Below are 20,590 nucleotides of genomic sequence, written 5' to 3'. Positions count from 1 at the left end.
GCGATACATTCACGATGTCAGGCGATACATTCACGATGTCAGGCGATACATTCACGATGTCAGGCGATACATTCACAATGTCGATGCAGCAACTTGTCTCACTTTTCACGGGATCTGGAAAATCCCTCTCCAAACCTCTCTCCTAAAAGGCTACGGTGTACACACATTTTTGTGCTGGGTGCGAAATGTGGCTTGATCCCCCCTAACCCCCCTTAAAAAAGGGGAATAGATTCAAAGCCCCCCTTTTTAAGAGGAATTTAGGGGGATCAAAACGTTGTAGGGCTAGGTTCTTAGACTTGTGTATACACCATAGCCCTGGTAGAGAAGAGGGTTAGGGTTGGGGTTCTTGTACCGCACTAAAGCAAGAACCGCTATACAAACTTTAAGCTGCGTCAGTAAAATACATGACTTTACCACCGTAAGCACAACGCAGATTTTCTTCTGTGAGTACCTGTTGTCTTGAACCTGTGGCGACGAGTTCGCGGTTAAGTAAGACTAAATCATCAAAGTGGCTAATAGATTCGCCTAAATCATGGTTAACTACCAAGACAATTTTATTAGCCGCAGCTAATTCATGAAAGACATCAAAAACTACTGCTTGGGTTTTTTGATCAATCCCTACCAATGGTTCATCAAAACAGAAAATCTCGGCTTGCTGCGCTAAAGCACGGGCTAAAAATACCCGTTGCTGTTGCCCCCCTGATAATTGTCCTATGGGGCGATCGCAAAATTCTATCATCCCAACTCTTTCTAAAGCACTTTTGGCTACTTGGCGACTCACACTAGAGAAACTACGTAACCACCCTGTCTTTTTTACTCGTCCCATCATCACTACATCCCAAACGGTAGCGGGATAAGTCCAGTCAATTTGGCTACGCTGGGGAACATACGCAACTTGATCTAATTGCTGCATCAAGGGTTTACCTTGATACAACACTCTCCCACTACTAACGGGAACTAACCCCAGCATCGCCTTCATTAAGGTACTTTTACCCGCACCATTAGGGCCAAAAATCCCCGTCAGTCGTCCCGGTTTAACAATACAGTTAATATCCCTTAAGGCTTCTTGTGTACGGTAGTGTACCCCTAGATGGGCAATGTTAATGTTTGTTGTGGCTGTCACAGTATTAACCCACACTAGATTGGAATTACCTTCTAAGGAAAAATTAGCAGTTCTCATGGTGTGATTTCCGAGACGGGAAGCAAATAATGAAAAGATTATGAAAATACTGTACCTTAAAAAATGAGAAAAATATGAAAACAAAGATAACAAGTTTATGGCAGCAATCACTCATTCAAAAGCCGGATATTTCGGTAAGGCAATATTAGGGGTATTTTTGGGACTTTTGATAGATGGATGTACTCAAGTGGACTCAAACCGCACCGCATCCGTCACCGATGGTAAGCCGCGAGTAGTAGCAACTAGTACAGTGATTGCTGATTTAGCTGGTGAAGTTGGGGGGGAAGAAATCCAGTTAACGGGGATTCTCCAGCCTGGTGCTGATCCTCATGTTTATGAACCAGTTCCAGCAGACAGCCGATTTTTGGAAGAAGCCGACTTGATTTTATATAACGGCTACAACTTAGAACCAGGAATCATTAAGTTAATGAATGCGGCTGGTGGGAAGGCGCGAAAGTTAGCCGTCGGGGAAGTTGTTAAGCCGTTAGAGTTAGATAAAGGAAAAGGTGAGATTGTCCCAGATCCCCACGTTTGGGGTAGCGCAGAAAATGCGATCGCAATGGTGAAGGCAATTCGAGATGGTTTAATTGAGTTATCCCCTGAAGATAAAGATAAATTTACCCAAAATGCCGCGCAACTGACAGAAGAGTTAAAACAGTTGCATAGCTGGATTAATCAGCAAATCCAAACGATACCCCCCCAGAATCGCCAACTGGTGACAACTCACGATGCTTTTCAATATTATGGACGAGCTTACGGAATTGCGATCGCCGGCACATTAATTGGTATCAGCACCGAAGAACAACCAAGCGCACAAACAGTGCAGCGATTAGTCGAGTCAATTAAAAAAATTGGTGTCCCCGCAATTTTTGCCGAAACTACTATTAACCCAGCTTTAATTACCACCGTTTCCCAGGAAGCTGGAGTCAAACTAGCACCCAATGAACTCTACTCTGATTCAATTGGAGCGAAAGGTAGTGATGGCGATTCTTACATCAAAATGATGGAAGCAAATACCCGTACTATTGTTGAAGCATTGGGAGGTAAATATACACCTTTTCAACTCAAGAGATAAATCTATAGTTAGAACTTGCCTCTAATTATTAGAGACTAAGATATAACTTCAGAGATGTAATTCAGAATTTGTGAATAAACTCTCTCTAAAGCAAGAACTATTTAGCTATTTTATTTTCTACATTGTATTAGTAAATACATAAAATTTAATTGTGGAAATAGCCATGACTAAAGAATTAGAAAATCAAAATAATCAATCAGAAGAAATTAGGCAACCAGTCAGTGAAGATTGGCATTCTCGTAAAGAACCAAACGTTAAAGAAAGGAACTTAACAGCAAACCCTGGGGATAAAATTTCTGAAAAGCCGCAATCTGTGGAAGAGAAAGCCAAGCAAGTGGCTGTAGATGTACCAGATATTACAGGCGATCAAATTACAGTCCCGACTTATTTTGTTGTGGAATATCCAGACGGTGAAAAAAAAGCCCTCCATCATGTCAAAGATGCTGAAGAAATTTCTGATGTCATTCGCCAAGCCAGAGTAGACGAAAAAGGCAATCGGATTTGGTGGTAATCGTTAAGTGAGTAATTAAACATCACACGACTTGAGGGTGCGTGATGGAAAGCTTCAACAATCTTCCTCTGATTTCCTCTCTTATCTTAAAAGTCTCCGTCGATGCGCCGGAGACTTTTAATCTCCCCCTTCAATTAGTTTAATTTTTTCTCTGCTTGAGCCATATAATTCCACAAATCTTTTAAAAAGCAACATATTTGCTTGCTTTGATACCCGACTTAATTTAAATAACCGTTCTATATCGATTTCAGCCAAATTACGCAAATAAGGTAAATCTTCAAAGAGAGTTAAGCATGAAGCAAAATGCAAGAGGATTTGTAATACTGGTTTAGGCCATTTGAGATCACTATAGATTTCTATAAACAATCGATGTTCCTTTTCACTTAAGGGAAAAGCATAAAATATCACAATTATTCTTTTGTTATTATAGACTGGAATACTTAATTCTATAGTATGAGGAGTATGTAGTATTAAATCAACCTCAACTATAGGTTGCCTCCAAATTTTGAGAGGATTAATAGGAGAATCTAAAAGGGTTTCAAATTTGATGATTCCACCAATATTGGTTGGTCGAAAATCACTAACATTTAAAACTTTTAAGTTATTTAAACTGAGATTGTGAACAGTTTCTAAATGTTTGAGGTTTAATAGATGATAAATTTGGCAAAGATAAGGAAAAGGTAAAATATACTCTTGACTAATCATATGCCTTTTCTTTAAGTCAAACTTATTACCTTGAATTTGACACAAATATCTTTGATATTGCTTGATATCAGTACGCTCATCAAATTCTTCTTCTGGTTTTAAATACAGCCAAAATAAAAAGAAGAAAGATGTTGTAAAAATTTGCACTATTTCTGTTGCTGATAAATACCCATCAGCAAATGCTGCCATACTTCTGTCCGTGATTCCGAAAAGCCAAGATGGGATACCAAAGAACCAAACACCTGTTTTAAATTTATTGACAAACTGATAGATTTTAAATTCTACAGATGTTGTTTTATCTGGTATTTCTTGTAATTCATGGCTATTTTTAGGCATCTTAATGGACATAGAGAATCCTTTATGAAGATTCATTACTATACCTATAGTAAAGAGAAATAATATTAGAACACTCTACCTTTAGCTGTAAAATAGAGTCGAAATTATTTCTCTTTAAATCACAAGTAAAATTATAAAATCTAGGACTTTAGAGTGAGGAGTTTATCAATTACTTAGAGAATAAATACTCGACAAAGCGGTTGAAGTTGTTTGCTGCATCAACCATTGAATTAAACCAGGAAATAATCGATAAGTAGTTGAACCCACTGCAACTAAAGCAACTTACTTGATCAATACCGTGATCAGCACCCGTGATAATTACTGTGGGAGAGTATCAATAAGATAGAATTGTGGCGACGAAAGCTGTATTATTTTTGAATCTTTGATCAAAATCTTCTTCAAAACGGCAGTAATGACCATCCGTCATGCGAATGAGACTGACTTATCTGCAATAGTAGCAATTTACAATGCGGCAATTCCTAGCCGCCTCGCCACTGCTGATTTAGAACCTGTTTCTGTAGAAAGCCGCCGGGCTTGGTTTCAGGGGCGATCGCCTGGATTACGTCCTCTTTGGGTGATCGAACAAGAGGGTTTAATTGCTGGCTGGCTGAGTTTCCAATCATTTTACGGACGACCAGCTTATCATGCAACTGCCGAAATTAGTATTTATATCGCCCCAAGTTTCCATCAGCGCGGTTTAGGAAAGCAACTTTTAGCTACAGCAATTCATGAAAGTCCCAACTTAGGTTTAAAAACTTTGTTAGGTTTTATTTTTGCTCATAATCAACCAAGTTTAAAACTGTTTCAATCTTTGGGGTTTGCAAAGTGGGGACATTTACCCCAAGTTGCAGAACTAGATGGAGTGGAACGGGATTTAGTAATTATGGGATTGCGAATTTAGGCTTTTGATTCACCATCCCCAACTACCGGGGACACCTTTAAACGGCCCAACAATATCGCTAGTTACCCAACCACCATAAAAGTTTCCTGGTTGCGGTTCTACTTTTTCACCATCGACATAGCAAGTATCCATCATATGGACATAAAAAGCCACATAATCTTTGATGCTGGCAAAAGCTAGTGTAGGACTGGCGTAAAACCAAGCCGCATTTTGCACTTCTTTCTCACCGACGCGGATTGTGTAATAACCAGCGCGTCCCTTCCACTCACAAAAGCTAGATTGTGGTGTCAACACCAGATGTTCCATTTTGATATCCGCCGGGGGGATGTAGTAAGAGGGTGGATGACTAGTTTCTAAGACACGTTTGGCGTTGTGGGTTTCTGCGATCGCTACACCATTAAAAATTACCTGAATGTGTTTGTTTGTGTCTTCCAAGCGAGGAGGACGGGGATAATCCCACACTGATTCTTGTCCGGGATTGGGTTCAATACGTTGGGGATACATAATAACAATTCAAAATAGCCTACGGCAAGGCTTGCGCCTACAAAATTCAAAAGCAACCGCAAGGAAAAGGGTTTGTACCGAGTGCATGAGTATTGAGGAATTTTTACGTGGTTCATTACTCATTACTCATTACTCAGCACTCACTACTCTTATCGTACTTCTTTCAAACTTTCAACTTGGTTAGTGAACAACTCAGTAAACAGACTCATTACTGTCCGTTCTTCTCTGACTTTTATATTAGCACTGAGGGACATACCTGATTGCAAAGAGATTTTCTTATCTTTAATATCTAGGTATTGTTTATCTAACTGGATTCTGGCAGGGAATCGATAAAACTTATGGTTTTCATCTGGCGGTAGCGCATCTGATCCAATGTCAATTAACTCCCCTTTAATATCACCAAACTCACTGAATGGGAATGAGTCAATTCTGACATCTGCTTTCATTCCTTTACGTACAAAACCAATATCTCTATTGGTGATAAAAACATCAGCAATAAATTTATCGTTGGGTACAATTTCGAGTATCTTTTGGGTAGGGTTAGCTACAAAACCAGGGGTTTTTGCTTGTAAATTAAAAATAGTTCCTGATGCGGGAGCGCGTAATTCTTGATACTTGAACTCTAACTGGGATTGAGATATTTTACTGTTGATATCAGCTAAATTTTGCTCATTATTTAGCACAATTTTCATAAATTGGCTATCAATATCAGCAATGCGCTTTTTGTTATCGGCTATCTTTTCTAAAATGGTTTTATCAGTAGTAGCAACAGTATTATATAGTTGTTGTCTTCCTTTCTCTATATCAAATTGCAGGCGTTTAATTTCTTCACCTAATTGTTCTACTTCTGCCGTAAGGTTTTGTACCTGTTGTTGTTGGTTGAGGTACTGTAGCTGAGAAATACCGCCTTCTTCAGAGAGGATTTTTAGCTTATCTAAAATCTTCTGCTGAATAGCTAAACTTGCTTGTGTATCTTGGAGTTTGACTACAGTTTGGGATAGTTGTTTTTGAATTTTAGAAACTTCTAATCGTGCGGCAGATGCACGAGTTTCTAATTCTGTTTGAGCAACTTGTAGTTGTTGTTTCTCATCACGATCTAATCCTATCCCTGTAGTGGCGTTTCTTAGTTGAGTCCGCAATAATTCATTTTCTGATACTAAAGCTACTCGACTTTTTAATAAAAATTCTGCATCTCTAGGCAATCTAACTCTGGAAAATGCTAATTCGGAATTAATGCCAGAACTAGAATTCATTAATTGACGATAAAGTTTATTTTCTTGAATTAAATTGCTGCGAATCTGATTTAAAGAATTTAGTTGGGCAATGGTGGCAACTGTTTCAAAGGTTATTAATAAGTCTCCTTTAAGAACTTTTTCCCCATCTTTGATATGTACTTCTTTGACGACTCCATTGACTGGTGATTGTACTTCTTTGACTGTTCCTTCTGGCTTTAATTGGCCAGTAGCGGGTACTACCTGTTCGATTTTGGCGAAATATGCCCAAGTAATCCCAAAACAAGCTAACGCTATCAATGTGAGCATGATTGTACGTGACCACACAGGAGATTGACGCAGTACAACCGCTTGATCAAATTCTTCATTGTTGGTCTTAATTAATCCTTGATTATTAGCCTTTGGGGAAGATGTTATCACTTGAGCATCGACATCGATCGCTTTGTCCTGTTTGCCGTTACCATTATTAGCGTTAAGTTGAGTCATAGTAGTTGGAGACTGTTAACTATTGATGGTTGACTACTTACAAATTCACTTCTTGTTGTTGATATAGGTAGAAATAATGACCTTTTGCCGCCATGAGTTCTTGGTGGCTACCTTGTTCGATAATTTTGCCTGCATCCATCACCACGATCGCATCTGCATGACTGACGGTGTTAAGACGATGGGTAATAAAGAATACTGTATTACCTTTAAAGGCGTTGGCTAGGTTGAGGCAGACTTGGCGTTCGGTGGGATAGTCTAACGCACTGGTGGCTTCGTCTAAAACTAATAATTTTGGTCGCTGGAGAACGGAACGGGCGATCGCAATTCTCTGTCTTTGTCCACCAGAAAGCCCTGCACCCCGTTCTCCAACTCTGGTATTGTAACCGTTGGGTAAGCCCATAATAAATTCATGGGCAGCAGCAACCCGCGCTGCTTCGATAATCTCTTCGGTGGTAGCATCGGGATTTGTTAGGGCAATATTTTCTTGCACTGTACCGTCAAATAACAGGGTTTCTTGGGGGACAACACCCACTTGGCGGCGCAGGGAATAAAGTTCTACTTTGGCGATGTCGTAACCATCAATCAAAATCCTGCCTGATTCTACGTCATAGAGTCTCAGCAGCAATTTCATCATCGTACTTTTGCCAGAGCCACTTTGTCCAACGATGCCGATAAACTTACCTTGGGGAATTTCGAGGTTGACGCTGGATAGTTGCAAAGGGCCACTATTGGCAAATCTAAAGGAGACGTTTTCGTATTTTATAGATCCTTGAATTTCTGGTAGAGGAATGTTGTAGCGATCGATTTCGGCTTCTTGGGGTGTATCGACAATATCGCTTAATCGTTCTAGAGATAAAGCGGTTTCTTGGAAGCTTTGCCAGAGTCGTGCTAGGCGTAAGATGGGGCCGGTAACATAACCGGAGATGATTCTAAAGGCGATTAATTCCCCTAGGGTTAATTCTCCTTGGAGTACCAAATAAGCACCCACCCACAACACTAATAAACTACTGAGTTTGTTGAGAAAGTCGCCTGTGGAGTTAGCTAGGGTGGAGGTGACAACGGTTTTAAATCCAGCTGCTACATACCGAGCATAGCGTTCTTGCCAAGAAAAGCGCGATCGCAATTCGATATTTTGCGCCTTGACTGTTTGAATCCCAGACATCACCTCGACTAAATAGGATTGAGTAGAGGCGTTGCGTTCGGCTTTGGTACGTAGCTGTCTACTAACAGTGGGGGACGCAATTAAGGTAATAATTATAAAGATGGGAATTGTGCCTAAACCCACCAAGGTCAGTTGCCAACTATAAAACAGCATGACGATGATATAAACCACCGAGAAGACGGCATCTAAGCCGACTGTTAAGGCTGTACCAGTGAGAAACTGACGAATATTTTCTAATTCGTTGATGCGTGTAGACAGTTCACCTACAGGCCGCTTTTCAAAATAGCGCAGTGGTAGCCGTAATAAATGGTCAATAATTTGTGACCCCAACCCCATGTCAATGCGATTGGTGGTATCGACAAATAAGTAAGTCCTTAAGGTGGTGAGTACGGCTTCAAATATGCCTACTACTAACAATAAAGTCCCCAAAATATTCAGAGTGCTGATACTATTTTGGACGATGACTTTATCGATAATTAACTGAATAACTAGAGGATTAGCTAACTGTGCTAACTGGACAAAAAACGAAGCGATAAAGACTTCGATCAAAACTCGTCTATAGCGCGACAAGTAGGGAAGAAACCACCGTAAACCAAAGCGTTCTTGTGGTGTTTCTTTCGTGTGAGTTAATAGTAATACCCTAATTTGGGGAGGGAAACTATTTTCTACAGTCTCTAAATGTTCAACTATTTGCGCTGGTTTGCAGCGAACCATACCTTGGGATGGTACACCTAGAACTACCTGATGCGCATCGGCTGCGTATAACACTGCAAAACCATCGCCATAGCGTACTATTGCTGGTGTCGGGAGGCGAGAGATAGCCGTTGCAGGTACATCTACTAAGTTGGCTTTGAGTCCGATTAACTCTGCTAGGTATGCACAAGCGGGAAAAGAGATAGTCCCTTGGCGTTTAATTTGCTCACTTAACAGGCGACGTACTACTTCCTTGCGAAAGGGGATTTCTAAATGCTTTGTGAGCATTTGAAAACAGGCAAAGGTGGTATTTAATTCGCCTTTACCGCCGAAGAATGGAAATTTTTGGCGGTTTTTTTGGCCTTTCGCTGAGGAATTATTAGACTGGGGATAGTCTTCTTCTGAGGCGTAGGGGATGTCTAGAGTTTCGGTAATGTTGGCTTGACTGGGACTCAGAAGCAGTTGAGATTCATGGCTAGTGCTATTTAGAAATGATAAATCTGATGGTGTTAAACCCAGCAACCGCGCCGGACTTTCTCCTCTGACTATAATTGCTTCTTGTCCATCCTTCGGTTCTACACGAGAACCAACGGGGAACTCGTTGATTGTCCCGCCACCACTAATAAACCAAACGCTCTCTTTATCTAGTTGATGAAAGTAATTTCTTCCAGGCGCAAGATAGCTTATTTTTGCGCTTTGCCAGGCTTGTTCAGCTAGTTCACCAAGATTAGTGATGACGTTAGCTTGATTTGCTATCTGTGAACCCAGAATATCGAATACTTCTGCTATATGACTAGGATTGAGGCGAGCATTGGCAAAGGCGGGATAAGTAGACAACAGCCGCAAGTATTCATTGGCATCTAAGGTTAAACCGATCATTTCATCGGTAGAGGCGATCGCAGTTTCACAACCCACCTGACGCAACAACCCGATTTCACCAATAATTTCACCTGGTTGCATCAATTTTAGGGTATTGGGCATTTGCGTTTGCGGGTCAAATCCCAATAACCGCACCTGTCCCTCATAGATAATCGTTAACCGTTCGGGAACGACTTCTTTGCCAATAACTTTTTGCCCAATACGATAGCGAAATGCTTGCAGTCGGTCTAGTAAATTACTAATCTCTGTAGTTGGTAACTGGTCAAACCCTTGCAGGGTCACGAGAAATTCTTGAAAGGTATTTTTAATATAAGTCATAGTTAAAAAAAAGGTTTGATTCGATAAATTTATCTATAGGTTTTTATCCGAACAACGACAATATTTTATATTTATGCCATCAGTAATCAAAACTTGCTCATAGATGTACTTCAATTGCATAGTTTTTGCTATGGGGGACGTTCTTAAGTATACAAATGTTAAGCCAACTGGCAAGCTAATGATCAATTTGCTTATTTTATACAACTGCTTGACCAAGTTTTGACACAATCATTTATCTATAATGCAGATAATATAGCTAAGGAAACGTCAATATCCTAAATACAGGGCATAAAATACTGTTTAGAATGTAATTCTTAATAAAAAGACGTTCAGAGTAAAAATAGCACATTTTTTCACCCTGATGAATACTTAAGATATTCCAAAGAAAATTTAAAACTGCTATGGTACTTAGTCTCATAACGCCTGTAGAGACGTTGTATCCAACGTCTCTACACATCCATAACGTTAATTAGTTATTCTGTTAGCATTGCCGGCAATATTTCAACGGAATGTTAACTAAATTTAAGCGCGGGCTTTGTTCTGGAATCTGCGCTTGATACTTATACTCAGTCCGAAAGCTGCGATCGCACCCAGGGTAGTAGCAGGTTCAGGAACTTGGGTAAAATTAGCATTCCTGACTATTAACTGTGATTCGCCAATGGTATCGTCTACATCGACAACACTGATACCAACGTGATAGTTTCCAGCAGTTGCAAAAACATAGCTGAAGTTAGAACCACCAGTCAGAGGCACAACTAAATCATTGAATGTGACAAAAGCACTATCACTATCGCTGCTGGAAAAACTCCAGTCGAAATTGAAAACAGCACCAGCTTTGACACCAGCAAAAGTCGTTTTGATTGCAGAACCTGCGGTAGCACCAAAGAATGACCCAACAGGATCTAAACTACCGCCGGGAATACTCAGAAAATCCTCTACACTACCGACACTACCACCAGTTATGGCTGTATTGAGAGTACCTGAGTTGAGGGTGGCTTGACCTGATGTGAGGCTAACATCACCAATACTTTCCCAAGTAGATAAATCTAGATTAGCCGCGTAACTGGGACTAACTACTGCCAAAGTAGTGATACTCAATACACTTGCGCTCAGAATGGAGTTTTTGATGGAATTCAGCATGGGATTTTAATAGTTTGTAAATTGAAGAGTGGGCATTGGGTATGGGGAATAAAAAAATCAAAAGCCAAAAGACAACAAATTTTTGAATTTTGAATTGATTAGTCCCCAGTCCCCTTAAAACACGAAGTTTTGAGGATTGCTCATGGCTTCTGGAGTGACGTTATTCAAAACTAGGAATGGGCGGAAAATACCGGCACCGAGAAGTCCATCGCTATCAATTTGCAGGATGGTGCTGTTAGTAGTGCTACCTTGGACTAGGCGGACATAGCCATCTGCGATCGCATCGCTACCCTGATAGCCACCAGCAACTAAGCTATCTAACAACTGTGTCAGCACAATTTTGTCACTACCTACTTCAAAGTCGGTGATGGTATGACCTACTTCTCTAATGCTGGTGTAGATAAACTCGTCATTTCCTGCACCACTGGTAATGTTTTTGCCACCAGTACCGCCGACAATACGGTCATTAGCAGCAGTACCAATTATGGGGTCGCGGCTAGCAGTACCATTGAAGTTATTGAAGTCGTTATCAATGATGGTGACGATAGCACTAGCGTTAGTACCCAAATCATAATTACTGTTGTCGATGATATTGAGAACAACAGTTTCATTCCCTTCTACTAAGGCATCATCGACGGGAGTGACGACAATATCAACGTAAGTCTGCCCAGCCGCAATGTTAGCTGTACCAGTGAGATTATCGTAATCGCTGCCATTGGTAGCAGTACCTTCAACGGTGTAGTTAATTGTCAGCGATTTACTGGTATTACCAACACGAGAAACGCGGAAAGTACCTGCTGTTGTCTCAGCTTCCGTCGCATTTTCTGTATTAGCAGCAATACTAACTACAGGCGTAGGTAAGTTGAGAGGCTGGTCTAGTTCCAGAACGATGAACTCGTTATTGTCAATCCCCGGAGGGCGACCAACTGAGAAGGGATAGTTATTATCGTTAGCTAGTAGCAGTGTTTTTTCATCCAACACCACTACAGATTCAATGGTGACAAAGGGGAAGGTGAATTTGGTGCTACCATCGCCATTTAAGTCTTTGGGATCAGAAATATTGAGCAGATCACCGATTTCTTCTTTGGCTATAAAACCATTGGCATCTTTCTGGGAGAAGTCAACCTTGAATAACTTCTTGAATTGCGCGCCAGTACCTTGACCACCGTCTCGTTCAATCACCAAAAATTCATTCTCGTTGATGACGGTAATATCACCGATGGCGTAATTAGGTCTATCTAGACGGTAGAAACCTACTAAACCTTGATACTGCTCAGATGCAACATCAAATTTATAGATCCGTAAAGAGTTGGCTGGATCACCGGTTACAGTCCCTTCCAACATCGGATATAAGGTTTGCTTATCCAAGCTGATAGCCATACCCTCAAATCCACGAGAGCCAGACAGGTTAGGATTAGCTGGTTCTGTGAGGAAATCGGGGTTGTCAGGCGATCGCACAAACTCACCAGCTAACACATCACGGACGCGATCGCCTGTACCTGGGAAGTCTGTGAAGTAGCCATCTAAACCTAGCTGGATTAAATCTCTATATTCGGCTTCAGGGTTGTTGTTGTAGTCTGCCGCGAGATAACGCCCTTCGTTACGGAAGGTGTAAGCATGGACTAACAAGCCTGCTGCATGGGCATCTTGGATTAAAGTTGTCGGCGCAGTCAGGGTTTTATCAGCATCGTTAACTGCACCATCACCATTAACATCATCAGCTTGACCATCTCCATCTGCATCCACACCTTGCACGGATCTAATCATCCGCTTCCAGGGGCCAATACCATCGGCGTAGGTGGCAATTTCTTGTAAACCGGCGGCTGTTCGTAGGTCTGCATAGTTGCGGGTGTCGCCACTGACGACAAAATCGTATGGTTGCACCTCCTGTAATGAACCATCCAGATTGACATCAAATGCGTCTAGTAACTGTACCAAAGGCAGGTCAATTCCAGCCGCAGGCATAATGACATTGTTTAGTGCCTTGAGATTGCCTACCTCGAAGGACTGAATAAATACCCGTGTGGGGTCAGTGAAGTTATTTGCTACAAGAGTATCAATTAATTGCTGGCTGATGTCGTAGCCTTGTTGAGTGAAGTAAGTAGGATGCTTGGTTTCTGGATAAATGCCAATTTTTTTACCTGTATCAGCTTCTACCTGCTTCACTAAGTTGATGATTTCTTCTAGAGTGGGGATTTCATACAAATCATCAAACTCTTGGTTACGGAAACTCGGTTGGATTCTTGCTCGCAGAGTCTTGATTTCTGCTAGGGTGAAGTCTTCAGCAAAGAAACCTTCTTCATCTCTACCATCAACATTTTTAACCTTTTTGCGATCGCTAAACTGTGCTAAGTCTGCAACGTTAGTAGTGTTAATTAAGTTGGGTTCGTGACGGGCGATTAAGACTCCGTCTTTTGTTACTACTATGTCGGGTTCAATGAAGTCAGCACCGCGTTCAATCGCTAACTGGTATGCAGCTAAGGTATGTTCTGGGAGTTCACCGCTTGCGCCTCGGTGTCCAATTACCAGTGGGGCTTGACCAGTGAGAGTGTTGAGATTGGTGATATTGGGTGTAGGAATCGGCGCATCTAATAATTTACCTGTAGCATCGAAGTGCAGTAGGTAGGGGCCAAATTCTTCACCAACCCAGAGTGTACCATCTTCAGCAATTACCAAAGATTCAATATCGAAATCTGCACCAGTGAGGAGGCGTTCCCCAGTATTTTCATTGACAATTGTGAACGGTACTTTATTATCTGGGTCAGATAGTTGGATAAAATCCAAGACATCGACACTGCGATCGCCATCAACTTCTGTACCTTGGAAACTAGGGTCTAGGCGATAAATCCGCAACAGGTAATCAGGACTATTCGCCTTACTACCAAAACCATTGTCAGACAAGAACCAGTAGGAATTATCATCGGCGACTTGTACTGCACTAAAGCCTTGAACTGGCTGGTTAGCAAAGGGCAGATCCCTACCGTTGGTGTTACCTGTAACCGCACTACCCGCAGGTGTCCCTTCCGCAAAGGTATCAGCCGGGAGTGCAGCAAAACCTTTGAGTGTCAATTTCGACCCATCCAGCTTATAGGGTAATTCCAGTAAGCCGAGTTTTGTCGGTAGACTGGGGGAGGCAACTGTAATCCCGATTGTACCGTCGGGATTGGTCTGCGTGCCGACGATACTAAAATCATTATCGTTAACTAAAGCTAGAGTGTTGGAATCTACCAAAGCCAATCCTTCTAGCTTACTGACTCCGGTGTAACCCAGTTCAGCTGCGTTGGCAATCAGGGTCTTGGTGACAGGAACAATATTCGCTGCTGCTAACTCGGCAACAGTTAACTGTTCAATGGTTTTATCTGGGGGCAATGTCCCAAAGTTAGTGGAATTATTAATGTTGGTCGCCCCTGCCAAATCAATCTGGAAGATCAGTTTGTTCGATGTGTTGTCTTCTAAATCATCTCGCTCGACAACAGCAAATTTACCATTACCCAGAGAAACAGCATCGCCAATTTTGTCTGTTCTGGCATTACCACTGCCGGAAATATCATCAAGAAGATAAAGATATTCACCCGTAACCTGTTTGGAAATGATATCAAATTCCAGAATCCGCAGATTTAGAGAATTTCTAGAATTGGCATCATTACCCACATCTGGGTTATCAATCGCACTTTGAATAAAGGCATACAGTTTATTACCTTCTAGTGCCACGGCTTCAAAGCCGCGATTATTCCGCCGTTGGGCGTAAACAGCAGGGAACACAGGTGTACCAAAGGAGTTACCGCCATTTTGGCTAGAGTCAGTAGCATCACCGACAGGAATGAAGCGATCGCGCAATTTACCGTTACTATCAAAGTGGTAAATCGCTGGACGATACTCATCCACCATCCACAAATCACCATTAGGTGCAACTACAATTCCCTCTAAATCTGCACCAAAGGGGTCATTCGGTAGAGCTTGGTTATTCAAATCCACAGGATTTTCATCGGTGTAGGCTGTACCGCTAGCACCTGCTTGTAGGTTGGCTAGTCCCGTCAACGGGGTGACACCATCGGGACGGAATAAGCCAGTTCTCTTGGTGATGGTAATTTCACTGGAGGCGCGGTTAAGTTCAAAGCTAACCACTTCTGGTTGGAAGTCTGGTAAAACAAATGGTCTATTACCACCGATGGGTTCTCCGTTGGGGCCTCTATCGGTGTGAGCGACAAACTGCAAGTTACCGTTAGCAGCAATCCCTTGGAAGTAAAGCCCAGAGAAACCACCCAGGAATATATCTTCACCAGTGATGGTTGTTCCTAATTTGGGTAGATCATTAAATTCATAGACAGTCAGCTTTGGTTGTGCCATTGGAGTACGCGGATTGTAACTGGTTGTATCAATCTCTAGGGGTTGGGAAAAAGCATGAGCGATGTTTTCCCAAGGGACAAATTTAAAGTTAATGTTGACGTTTTCGAGTTCCCCGTCATCTTCAACGAGTCTGGGGGGATCGTTAGAACCGTCTTGTGTCACAAATAACCCAAAGGGGAAGTTTGCCCCTAGTGGGACGTTGACGACATCTGCGCCGTCAGACTCCTGTACGCTATCTATTGCGCCATTATTACCAACGGCAAAGCTACCTAAATATTCGTTATTACCTTCACGGCTGTAGACTGCAAAGGTGTTGTCGCCTTGACTCGATACTAGTAAATAGCCTTGACCATTTTGGCCGTAGTAAATAGTCAAGCCTTCGACATCACTGGTGAGATAAGAACCACCCAAGGCTTTTACTTTATCTATCAGCTTGCCAGTGTTACTTCCGTCTGGTTCTGCTGAGAACTTCCAAATACCAACATTTTCCTGTCCGATGTAAAGGAAGCCTGTTTCTTGGTCTGCTACCATCCCCTCAGTTTGGGGATCAATGCCCTCATCTGCGGGGATAGTAAACTCTCTGACTCGTTCCGCCCCAATTTTACCGTTACCTTGGTCAATGAGTTTAAACTGAGCTATATCACCAGTGTCAGCACGATTAGTAAATATGTAGTAATCATTAGTTACGGGGCTACGATATAAAGCCAAACCGTAAGCACTACGTTCGTCTGATATGTAAGGCGGTGCAAAGGGAGGGGCTTGGAAGAGAGTCCCGATACTGCTATCAGTGATGTCTTCTAAATACTCACCGGGGGTAGTGGGATTGGGGTTAATTTTAAAGATTACCAGTTTATCGTTTTGGCGATCGCTGGCTACGGCAATATCTACAGTTTCACCACCCAAGTTAAACCCATATTGTACATCTACGTTGTTGTAGCGGATATTACCAGGGTTAACGGTTTGCAGTAAATTCCCAGACAGGTCATAAACCCGCAGTCCAGCATTTTTCACTGCTGTCAATACGAGGCTGGCTGAGGAGTCGCTAGCATTCACATAAATTGCTGGGTCATCAGCATCCGCATTTCGATCAACTGCTGGGATGCTGACATCATCATCATCAAATAAATCGGGGCGGGTTTCAACGGTGGGAGTAGCTGTAGGAATTATATCTGCACTCAAAGTCAGAATCTGCGTAAATTGGGCGGCGTTGAAGTTGTTGTCACTCACCAACACAATAGATTGACTACCATCAGCTAATTTGGGTCCGAAAGTAATCCCTTCGATGTTATCTGTACCGGTTGGTAAGTCGAGGTCGTTTAAATTCAATAGTAGTTTCTTGCTAGCAGGTCTGAGGGCTGCTAATTCCACTTCACTCAGGTTTGCTAAGGAGTCAATGGTGCTAATATCCGTTGCACCTTGCAAAGATACCTCATAGATTTTGATGGTGTTACCTACACCCACAGCAAAGGAACGTTCGACCGCGAGGAAAGTACCTCGGTTATCAATTGCTAATAAGTCCACCAAACCGTTATCTGCAAAGCCTGTGGCTGGATTGGGGACATCAGCAATAGCATCGGTGATATAGAGATATTCTTTTTCTGGCTGACCGCTAACTAAGTTGTATTGCAGAATCCGGGAAGGACTACCACTCGTTAAAGAAGCCCTCGCGCCATCTTGGAACAGGGCATTTTCGGTGGCTGTGTAGAGGGTTTTCTGGTCGGGTGCAATAGTGAGGCTTTCAAAAGCTAAGTTATTCCGCACCCCTGATGTCTGCGTATCACCTGCATCAACAATCCCATTACCGTTGGTATCTTCTACAATAGGTAAGAATTTCACAGGGACAGGAAGCGATCGCAATTCTTGACCAGTAGCTATGTCAAACTCTTTAATAAAGGGATCACTAACACGCCCAGCATTCGGATTTGCTTCCCCTTCGGAGGAAATAAACACCGTCCCATTTTTGGTTAAGGCAATCCCTTCTGGGTCAATACTATTTAATGGAAAAGTATTACCATCGCTATCTTTGAGGGTTGTAACATTGGTAAATGTGACTTCTCCTGCTTCCGTCGTGTAGGTATAAAAACGAGCCGGGGCAAATTGAGAGCGATCGTCAGAAATCGCATAATAGAGATTGTTAACAGCGTCATAGGTGACACCAGATAACCCACCCATTTGAGTGGGTACGCCATTTACAAGTCCGGCTGTACCTCCAGGGATAAAGCCTGTAGGAAAGGTTTCTTGTTCGGCAAATTCAGCATTGGTAACGGTTTTCCCTGCTGGCGTTGCGCCTACTTCTACATCTACCCACACTAAACGATGGTCAGAACTAGGGAAAGGAAAAGTACCCACAGCCGCAAATTCCGGGTCAGTATTTACAGGCCAAAATACTGCTGAGTTAGTAATTTGCAGGTCAGCAGAAGGTAGTACATAATCTGCTCGCAAGTTACCTGGCGTACCATCAGCAAAATCAGCCGTGTCAAAGTAGGGATTGCCTTGGTGATTAGCGTTTGCACCACCTTGTAAAGCCGCCTGCTGGGGTGCGCCTGGACTTGTAGGGATGGAATTAGTGTTGATATTGGGGTTCTGCAACAGTTGGAGAATGGCGTTGTCAAAACTGTCCCCATCGAAAGGGTCAGCATTTTGATCACCCATAATCACAAAACTTGACCCAGCAGCTAAACCGCCTGTATTACCGGCATCATCATATATATAACCACCTTTATCGGTAGTGATATAGTCTGCCCAAAAGCGGATTTCGTCATGGTTGCGTTTGCCGTTGCGGTCTTCTGCACCATCAAAGACTGGGGGTGTGGGATGACTTGCCAAAACATGGATTGTTTCACCATTCACCTGAATTGGTATGTCCCAGTGACTCTTGGAAGATAAACGTAAGATTGCTTGCTCTTCTGGAGAATACCAAGAAGTGTCTGCATCAGGAGTTTTGATCGTAGGTAAAAGAGAATCGGGCATATCCTTCCACAAAAAATTCTGGAAGGTGCGTATATTTGCTGTGTCAATTGGGTATTTAGACAACAGCAACATCCCAAACTGACCGGGGAAAATGCCAAAGCCGAAGGCATCGTTACCACCACCAACTGAGCCATTGTTATCTAAGTCAAATCCAGAAGCAATCCCTGTATTAGAAGGAGCAATGTAAATGTAAAGATAATTAACAGGAGTTGCACCGTTTTGACTAACAGATAAGTAGTTTTGTTGAAATAGTTGAACTGGTTCTAAAGGATTGCCGGCAACGTAGTCAAACTCATTAATTAGCAGCACATCTGGGTTATTGCGCTGAATAATTTCCGCAATAGCTTTAGCCTGAACATTATCAGGAGTAGAAAGATCAGTTACTAATTGACCTTCAGCATTACGGTTAAGAGAAGCATTGAACTGAGAAAAGCGGATTGTAGGGTTAGTCGGCATAGGTTAGTTGCGAATTACATCCAGAGTGAGCGAAGATGAGTATCGGTACGAGTAGACACTTTGATACAGTTGAATTTCTAATGCTTGTGCTGGTTGAGTCGCGCTATTTTATAGATCACATTTAGAGCGATCGCTAGATGGTCACTGTAAATTGAGGTATATGCCAGAAAACAGCCACATACCTTAATTCAGTATTTATTCGGATTGTTAAATTTCAAACTATCCCAGTTAGTTTAAGAAACAGCTAGCAAATGGTTAAAAGTAGATAGTTATTAGTAGGACTTACGCAACTGGCATATTTTTTCTGTAGGGGAGGCAAAAAGCGGTGTGGATTTTCCTCCCGCTTTATTGCCGTTGCGTGACGCAGCGAGAATATTTGAACGTAGTCATGAGACTTATACGTCACGCACCAACCACCAATTGTGACTCTTGCGTCAATCCTGATTAGTTAGAAAAATTAATAAGGGTGAGCCTATAGCCCACCCTAAAGTGCGTATATTCAATTAGTGGAAAACCTAACCCCCTAACCCCCTTCCCTACTAGGGAAGGGGGAATATGTAGAGACGCGATTAACGAAATTTATCAGGATTTAGGCGTGTGCGGACTTGTGGTTGCGATTGGCGGCGAATTGCTACCCCATTTTTCAGATTTCTACCTGTTCCCCCATCCCTAGTATCGAGGTAAGGCTTGAGATTGATACCGCTTCTTAAAGAATTGACTTGATTACCGCTACCTAACAGAGTACGACCTAAATTATAAAGTTCGTTTCCTCCATTATTGCGATTAGTATAGGTGTTGACGGCTGTAGTTTGCTGACCACTATCAGCAGACATCAAGTTCTGGAAAATACTATTGCGGACAGTGTAGGGGTCTTTATTACGGGGTACTGTTAGGACAATCCGACATTGAGAATTAGCATCGGTTGTCACACAAACAATATTTTCGTTATTTTCTACAGAGGTTTGCAGCTCTTGTAACCCATCTGGGCGATATAATTCTAAGCGGCTAGCGATCGCTTGACAACGACTTTGTGCATCCCAACCACCACCTAAAGCCGCAGGAGTAGCCCAAGGAAAGTATTGCCCTGGTTGGCTTTGAGGTTGATACATGACGGTGTGTTGGCCGTTATTCTGTTGACAGAAAAAGCGTGCGCCACCAACATTAGTAGGTGAATTAGTTGTATTTGCTGATGTGTTTGTAGGAAATGGTGCAGGTGTGTTTGTTGGTGTTGATGAACCTGATGGTACAGTCGGGACAACTACGCTATCTGAAGAATTATCAAATTGAGCCAGTGCAGCCCCATTACCCAAAAATAAAGATAACCCCAGACCGCCCAAACAAGCTAAATTCCAGCTTTTTGACAACATAAACGCTCCTCCAGTGGACACAGAGTGGAAAACTGATATTTCTATTGACGCAAAATTTTGTCTTTTGATTCATTCAGTGCGTTGCTTTTTTTTTCTTCTAGTTCTTTTTTCTCTTGCAGCAATTTTTTTACTCTAGCGTTGATATCTAAATGACGTTTCATCCATGAAAATTTAGGACAAAGTATATTTTGTCAATCAGTTAAAATACTCTATTTTAAGTTTAAAGAAATAATAATCTTAATAATACGGTTTTGCAGATAAAAATCAGCTAACGCCGGCTAATACTCAGAGTGATATCAAAAACTTTCAGTGTACTAAAATTCTTAGT

General features: G+C 42.1%; 12 protein-coding genes. 4 read left to right on the top strand and 8 right to left on the bottom strand.

Annotated elements, in window-relative coordinates:
• A partial coding sequence (locus tag ACM0OR_RS24845) for a hypothetical protein (protein WP_414579162.1) occupies positions 1-196 on the top strand: 196 nt, incomplete at its 5' end.
• Positions 197-382: 186 nt separating this feature from the next.
• On the opposite strand, the gene ACM0OR_RS24840 is transcribed toward ACM0OR_RS24845, so the two are convergent.
• Positions 383-1,180 (bottom strand): metal ABC transporter ATP-binding protein, encoded by a 798-nt coding sequence (locus ACM0OR_RS24840; RefSeq protein ID WP_323268200.1) that lies wholly within the window; start codon positions 1,178-1,180, stop codon positions 383-385.
• A gap of 97 nt (positions 1,181-1,277) precedes the next feature.
• Here ACM0OR_RS24840 and ACM0OR_RS24835 point away from each other — a divergent pair, with 97 nt between their 5' ends.
• The gene (locus ACM0OR_RS24835; RefSeq protein WP_414579161.1) at positions 1,278-2,255 is read left to right on the top strand and encodes a metal ABC transporter substrate-binding protein; all 978 of its coding nucleotides are present in this window, start codon (positions 1,278-1,280) and stop codon (positions 2,253-2,255) included.
• Positions 2,256-2,418: 163 nt separating this feature from the next.
• Positions 2,419-2,766 (top strand): hypothetical protein, encoded by a 348-nt coding sequence (locus tag ACM0OR_RS24830; RefSeq protein ID WP_414579160.1) that lies wholly within the window; start codon positions 2,419-2,421, stop codon positions 2,764-2,766.
• A 117-nt stretch (positions 2,767-2,883) separates the two neighbouring features.
• Here ACM0OR_RS24830 and ACM0OR_RS24825 read toward each other — a convergent pair whose 3' ends face one another.
• Positions 2,884-3,807 carry a hypothetical protein gene (locus ACM0OR_RS24825; protein WP_414579163.1) on the bottom strand — a complete coding sequence of 308 codons (924 nt, stop codon included), beginning with the start codon at positions 3,805-3,807 and terminating at the stop codon, positions 2,884-2,886.
• A gap of 412 nt (positions 3,808-4,219) precedes the next feature.
• On the opposite strand from ACM0OR_RS24825, the gene ACM0OR_RS24820 reads away from it, so the two are divergent.
• Entirely contained in the window at positions 4,220-4,708 is a 489-nt protein-coding gene (locus tag ACM0OR_RS24820) for an N-acetyltransferase family protein (RefSeq protein ID WP_414579159.1), read from the top strand.
• Positions 4,709-4,717: 9 nt separating this feature from the next.
• Here the strand turns inward: ACM0OR_RS24820 and ACM0OR_RS24815 are convergent, their stop codons facing one another.
• The 6 genes from ACM0OR_RS24815 to ACM0OR_RS24790 all read right to left on the bottom strand — a co-directional run bounded on the left by ACM0OR_RS24815 (position 4,718) and on the right by ACM0OR_RS24790 (position 20,262).
• Positions 4,718-5,212, bottom strand: a complete 495-nt coding sequence (locus ACM0OR_RS24815; RefSeq protein WP_323268205.1) for a DUF427 domain-containing protein — start codon at positions 5,210-5,212, stop codon at positions 4,718-4,720.
• A 149-nt stretch (positions 5,213-5,361) separates the two neighbouring features.
• Positions 5,362-6,930 (bottom strand): HlyD family efflux transporter periplasmic adaptor subunit, encoded by a 1,569-nt coding sequence (locus tag ACM0OR_RS24810; RefSeq protein ID WP_414579158.1) that lies wholly within the window; start codon positions 6,928-6,930, stop codon positions 5,362-5,364.
• A gap of 37 nt (positions 6,931-6,967) precedes the next feature.
• Positions 6,968-9,982, bottom strand: coding sequence for a peptidase domain-containing ABC transporter (locus ACM0OR_RS24805; RefSeq protein WP_414579157.1), 3,015 nt, complete (start codon positions 9,980-9,982; stop codon positions 6,968-6,970).
• A 522-nt stretch (positions 9,983-10,504) separates the two neighbouring features.
• A complete protein-coding gene (locus ACM0OR_RS24800) occupies positions 10,505-11,122 on the bottom strand; it encodes a PEP-CTERM sorting domain-containing protein (RefSeq protein WP_414579156.1) in 618 nt (205 codons plus the stop codon).
• A 114-nt stretch (positions 11,123-11,236) separates the two neighbouring features.
• A complete protein-coding gene (locus ACM0OR_RS24795) occupies positions 11,237-18,895 on the bottom strand; it encodes a phytase (protein WP_414579155.1) in 7,659 nt (2,552 codons plus the stop codon).
• A gap of 569 nt (positions 18,896-19,464) precedes the next feature.
• On the bottom strand, positions 19,465-20,262 hold the full coding sequence (locus ACM0OR_RS24790; protein ID WP_414579154.1) for a COP23 domain-containing protein: 798 nt from the start codon (positions 20,260-20,262) through the stop codon (positions 19,465-19,467).
• Positions 20,263-20,590: the final 328 nt, after the last annotated feature.

The sequence above is a fragment of the Anabaena sp. CCY 9402-a genome, from assembly GCF_963920945.1.
GTDB classification, from domain to species: domain Bacteria; phylum Cyanobacteriota; class Cyanobacteriia; order Cyanobacteriales; family Nostocaceae; genus Trichormus; species Trichormus minutissimus.
This window is presented reverse-complemented; position numbering and strand designations above follow the sequence as displayed.